Origin of the sequence: Nonomuraea sp. NPDC005650, assembly GCF_040605375.1 — a bacterium.
Taxonomy (GTDB): Bacteria; Actinomycetota; Actinomycetes; order Streptosporangiales; family Streptosporangiaceae; genus Nonomuraea.
In genome coordinates, this window is record NZ_JBEXCR010000112.1 from 1 (window position 1) to 5,571 (window position 5,571).

Here is a 5,571-nt window from a genome sequence, read left to right on the forward strand (position 1 = left end):
CACGAGGGAGTCCAGTGCATCGGCGAACACGAGAGTCTGCGCGTCGCCTCGCAGATGATGTGCGATCTCGGCGTCGGCGCGCTGCCCATCTGCGGCGACGACGACCGGCTCAAGGGCATCGTCACCGACCGGGACATCGTGGTCCGGTGCTGCGCCCCCGGCGGAGACATCGACCAGACCACCGCCGGGGAACTGGCTCGTGGGCTGGTATGGGTGGACGCCGATGCCGGCATCGAGGAGGCGCTGTTCAAGATGGAGCAGAACCACGTCAAGCGCCTGCCCGTGATCGAAAAGCACCGCCTTGCCGGCATCATCAGCGAGGCCGATCTCGCGAAGGAACTGCCCGACAACAAGCTTGCCGAGTTCGTTCATCGCGTTTACGCACTCGGCTGACCCGCCGGCCTGATACTCCGCCGCCAGCGGGGTGGTGGACAGCGATGAGTCTGCAGATCGTGGCCGGAACGGCCAACCACGTACTAGCCGATTCCACCGCCGGGGTTCTGGGCAACGAGCCGGCCCCAGTGACGGTGGAGCGGTTCCCGGACGGTGAGCTTCGGCCCGCCGTGGATGGACTGCGGGGCGCGGACGCCTACCTGGCCCAGCCCACGAGTCCGCCGGTCACCGAGCATGTGATGGAGTTGCTGCTGCTGCTCGATGCCTGCCGGCGAGCAGGTGCGGTACGGATCACCGCGGTCACGCCGTACTTCGGGTATGCCCGGCAGGACCGTCGTGGCCGGGCCGGACAGGCCATCGGGGTTCGCGTTGTCGCCGAAGCGCTTGCTTCGGTCGGGACGTGGCGCCTGATCGTGGTCGATCCGCACACGGTCGCGCTGGAGGCCATCTGCGCTGTCGAGGTGGAGATGCTGACGGCAGTGCCGTTGCTCGCCCGGGAACTTGGTACGGGATCGCTCGGTGAGCAGGAGTTGCGGGACGGGACCGTGGTGGTCGCGCCCAACCTGGGCGTGGTCAGGCTGGCCGAGCATTACGGCGCGTTGCTGTCGCGTTCCGTGGCGGTGGTGCGCGAGACACGCTCGCCAGGCCCTCCACGCCAGCGATGCCGCTGGGCGTGTGCTCGGTCGCTCCGCTGCTGGCCGATGCCATCGGGCGCTTGTATCGCGATGAACCGCTGGATGACCTGCCGGCCCGGGCTTGATGGTCCCGTGCCGGCCGGTGCGCATGCTGAACCGCAAAGAGGAGACGCCATCGGGAGGGAACAATGCCGCACACACGAGTACAGAGCATCGAGCACACTGTCCGGACCACCAACCGATGGCTGGGCGATCTGGCTGACGCGATCGGCACCGAGGACCGGACTTCGCCCAGCGGGTGTTGAAGGGCTGGCTGCACGCGGTCAGGGACGGTTTGACCGTGGACAGCGCGGCCCACTTGGCCGCGCAACTGCCCGATCTGCTCCGTGGGGTGTATTACAACGGCTGGGAGCCCAGCCGCGTACCGATCCGCCGGAGCCGGGAGGAGTTCATCGAGTACTTCGCACGCTCAGCCCGCGTCGCGCTCAGGGATGTGCCCCAGTTCGCTGCCACTGTCACGGAATTCCTGTGCGGGGAGCTCTCGGAGGTATCGGTTACGCATGTGCTCGACCGGCTCCCTCGGGACGTACGTACCGTGTTGCAACCCACCGGGAAAGCCGGGGGAGGTTGATCGCATGTCCGAGCCGATCATCGTAGGGGTGGACGGTTCCCGGGGAGCGCTGGCCGCGGTGCTGTGGGCGGCGGACGACGCCGCTCGACGCGGCTGCGACCTGCGGATCGTCCATGTCGAGGAGCCGCTGGTCTACGGCGGGCAGGCATACGAGCGCTCGCCCGACGACCCGGTACGCAAGGACGGCGAGCGGCTACTGGCAGAGGCCGCCGCTCTGGCGGCCGAGTCCCACGACCACCTCCACGTGAGCACCGAACTGCTCTACGGGGACACCGCCGACCTGTTGCGCGCGCAGGCCGGCGAGGGCGCGGCCATCGTGGTGGGCAGTCGCGGGCTGGGCGGATTCGCCGGACTCCTGATGGGCTCGGTGGGGCTGGGCCTTGCCGGGCACGCGCCCGGGGCAGTGATCGTGGTCCGCGGCACACCCAGCGTGGTGCAGGGCGAGATCGTGGCCGGTCTGGACCCCGAGGACGCCGTGCACCCGGCCATCGATTACGCCTTCGAGGAGGCGCAGGCCCGCGGGGCCCGGCTGTGGGTCGTACATGCTTGGGATCTGCCTTCGAGCAGGGTGGCCGTGAGCTTCCCGCCCGATCTCGAATTCATCGCCCAAGCGCGGCAAAAGCATGTCCATGACGTTCTGTCGCCATGGGCGAAGCGGTATCCCCGCGTAGAAGTGACCGAGTCGGTCTTCCGTGGAAATCCCATCGCGGCGCTGTGCGAGACTTCCGCTCGTGCTGACCTGGTCGTCGTGGGCTCACGGGGCCGGGGGGTGATCCGCTCAGCCATGCTCGGCTCGGTCAGCCACGGTGTCCTGCACTACGCCTCCTGCCCGGTCGCCGTCGTACGGCCACGTGTCCGAACCGACTGAATACGTTCGGGGAACAGAGCATGCAGCACATGGCAAAGACCTGTGAGGCGCTCTCCCTTCGCCGGTATGGCCCGGATCAGGTGGCTAGGGGTCGCCGGTCAGCCTTTCGGCTTCCGGCCTCTCAGCCCTTCCGTCGCTCCTCCGTAGAGGACTCTCAGGTTGGGCTCCCTCGCTCGTCTCGCAGGCCCTTCGTAGCAACATTACCAAGCGCATGCGGTTAATCACTTTCAGTAAGGTAAAGTGATGGGGTGGCTTACGAACCACCCGCCGGCCCGCTCACCCCGGGCGGCTTCGACACCCGGCGCGACGTCGCCGCCGGCCTGCCGCTGTTCCTCGTCGAGCAGTGGCACGCCTCCGACCGCACCGACGGTGAGGCGCGCCGCCTGCTGAGCCGCCACGAGACGCGCGGATACTCCGTGATGTCCGACTCAGCAGGGCTCACCCGGCTCAGCCAGCGGCTCGGGCTGCTGGAGGTGCTGGCGCTCATCGACCGGCCGAAGCGGATCCTGCACGCGTGCGCCAGGGCCGCCGGCGGGCGCGCGGTGGGGGTGTGGGCGGCCGACAACGCGCAACTGTTCCATCCGGAGACGGTGGAGGCGTCCACGCTGCTGTCCGCCCTGCTGACGGCGCAGGACGAGATCCGGCGCCACTGCGAGGTCCGCATTGGGATTGGCGCGCACCTCGGCTCCTACTACGAGCTGTCGGGCGGGCTGTACGGGGCGGAGGCCGACGCGATCGAGGAGTTCGCCGAGAACGACACCGAGGGTGGGGAGATCGCGGTGACACAGGCTGTGGTGGACCGGCTGCCTCACGGGCATCCCTTCGCGCTGCGGCTCAAGGACGGCGTCGGCGGCCTGGTCGGGCCCGTCCACCAGGTGCTCGACGGTCCCCGCCTCGACATTCCCGGGCTGGACGAAGCGTGGGCGGCCGTGGGGTGGCCTGGCAAGTCGGGGGTCACCGGCCAGGAGCATTACCCCATCCCCTACTCCGGCGCCTTCTATGCCGACCTGCTGCTATTGGACGCCCGCCCCGGCGACGCCGACCTGGCCGGGCGGCTCGCCGCCGAGCACCTGCGCGAGCGCACCATCGTCCTGGCCGAGCGGAGCGCCGCCCCGACCGACACGCCGGAGGTGGAACTGCTGAGAGGGCTGTCGCTGTCGGCCGCGATGCGCGACGTGGGCCTGAACCTCCTGCCGCCCGAGGGAGCCGTCGAGATCAAGGTCGCCGGGCCGCTGGGCATCTACCTGTTCGAGGAGCCCGCCCCGGCCGTGCGCTTCGCGCTGTGGATGCGCACGGGGCTCGCCGAGCGGGAGATCGTGGGCCGGATCGGGGTGGCCGCCGGGCCGGTGCTCGCCGGCCGCACCCCCGGCGGCGGCTGGGACGTCGCCGGGGCCCCGGTCAACCTCGCCTCCAAGATGGCCCAGGACCTCGGCACGCCCGGCCGCGTCCACCTGAGCGAGGCTGTGCGCGATGCCTTGGGCGACCACGTCGACCTGACGGGCTTCGAGGCGGTGCGGCGCACGGTGTCGGGGGTGGAGATGACGTACTACGTGGGTTGAGGTCTACCTGGCTAGCACGGTGGGATATGCGCGGCCCAAGCCCAGGGTCGGCCGGGAGCGCCTCAGGGAGGGTAAGGCACCTGCCGATCTGGGCATCAGGGCTGGCGATCCGGGCTTTCCGGAGAGGACTCCCACGTTGCCCTCTCCGATCTCGAGGGGGATCGCCGTCTGCACATGGACGGCCCTTCCGTTTCCTCATCGGCAGGTGCGCTCATTCATAGGCTCCTCCGACTCCAGGCCGTGACAGCAGAGCCGTCCGTCCCTGGCGGATGGGCCTTTCGTCCCATGCGCTGGACGACCAGGACGGGAAGCACACGGATGAGGGGTGCGGAACGCCGTCGAGACGGGGCAGGGGAATGGCAAGGACGTCTGGGAGGACATCGTGATCGTGGTGGGTGTGGACGGCTCGCAGGCGAGCCTCGTGGCGGTGGAATGGGCCGCCCGCGAGGCCGCCATGCGTGGTGTCCCGATACATCTCGTAAACGTCGTACCAGCCTTGGATCTGCCCGCCGGTGCCCCCTCCGAGGAGGTTCGGCGATGTGTCCACAAGCATGCCCTGTTCGTGCTGGAGGACGCCCTGCAGCATGTCCGGACGGGAGAAGCGCGTACACAGATCCTGACGGGCGATCCCCGGCTCGGGCTGATCAAGGCCTCCAAGGACGCGGAGCTGCTGGTCGTGGGAAGTCACGGAACGGGCGGATTCTGGCAGCAACTGGCGGGCTCGGTCGCGCTCGGCACTCCTGGCCAGGCCAGTTGTCCAGTGGTCGTGGCGCGGCCTCTCCCCGAACGTCCGCGCAATGAGGTTGTCGTCGGCGTGGACGGTTCATCCGGCGCCGAGGCCGCGATGGAATTCGCCTTCGCTGAGGCCTCTCTACGCGGTGCCGAACTGTACGCGGTCCACGCCTGGAACCCAGTGGGCGGCGACCAGGCCACGAGCCCCGCAGGAGAGCCGGACGCTCATCGGCAACTCCTGGCGACAGCGGTCGCGGACTTCCGAGACCGCTTTCCAGGAGTCAAGCTGGTGCCGCGGCTGGTCCGCGGGCATCCTGTCGACGTGCTGCTGAGGGCGTCCGCGGAGGCCGGTCTGCTGGTGGTGGGGTCTCGCGGGCACGGCCCTACCGCCGTGGTCTTCGGATCGGTCAGCCATGCCCTCGTCCAGTACGCCAAGGGTCCGCTGGTCGTGATCGCCGTGGCGGACAAAGCCTGATCTTCGACTGGCTACCCGTCAGGCTTGCGGCGGCGCCATCGTGCGCACGCCTCCGCCCAGGAGGCGTCCCACGCCGCGTACCGGCCTCTGTCGAGCGACCAGCTGAAGATCCGGAACGCCGACATCAGCGTGACCGCCGATCCCGCGACGACCAGGAAGGCCGTGGCCGCGGCGCTCGTCAGTGTTTCCGCGTGGCTCGTCGCGGGCCTGGTCAACTCGCCGCGAGCGTCGATCCATACCTTCACGGACGTACCCGCTCTGGTGCCCGCGGGGACGGC

At 69.3% G+C, this 5,571-nt stretch carries 5 protein-coding genes, 2 pseudogenes and 1 riboswitch; all 7 genes and pseudogenes read left to right on the plus strand.

The window, feature by feature from the left end; genetic code table 11:
* On the plus strand, positions 1-393 hold a 393-nt coding region (locus ABZS69_RS66730; RefSeq protein WP_355395507.1), incomplete at its 5' end, for a CBS domain-containing protein.
* A 44-nt stretch (positions 394-437) separates the two neighbouring features.
* A pseudogene (gene prs, locus ABZS69_RS66735) lies at positions 438-974 on the plus strand (ribose-phosphate diphosphokinase); the annotation flags it as partial.
* 349 nt (positions 975-1,323) lie between these two features.
* Positions 1,324-1,659 (plus strand): annotated as a pseudogene (locus tag ABZS69_RS66740) (DUF2267 domain-containing protein); the annotation flags it as partial.
* A 4-nt stretch (positions 1,660-1,663) separates the two neighbouring features.
* Positions 1,664-2,527, plus strand: coding sequence for a universal stress protein (locus ABZS69_RS66745; protein WP_355395510.1), 864 nt, complete (start codon positions 1,664-1,666; stop codon positions 2,525-2,527).
* 36 nt (positions 2,528-2,563) lie between these two features.
* Positions 2,564-2,708: riboswitch (TPP riboswitch) on the minus strand.
* Between the two features lie 67 nt (positions 2,709-2,775).
* Positions 2,776-4,086 (plus strand): adenylate/guanylate cyclase domain-containing protein, encoded by a 1,311-nt coding sequence (locus tag ABZS69_RS66750; RefSeq protein WP_355395513.1) that lies wholly within the window; start codon positions 2,776-2,778, stop codon positions 4,084-4,086.
* Positions 4,087-4,411: 325 nt separating this feature from the next.
* Positions 4,412-5,293, plus strand: a complete 882-nt coding sequence (locus tag ABZS69_RS66755; protein ID WP_355395516.1) for a universal stress protein — start codon at positions 4,412-4,414, stop codon at positions 5,291-5,293.
* 24 nt (positions 5,294-5,317) lie between these two features.
* The coding region (locus ABZS69_RS66760) for a hypothetical protein (RefSeq protein ID WP_355395519.1) at positions 5,318-5,571 on the plus strand (254 nt) is incomplete at its 3' end.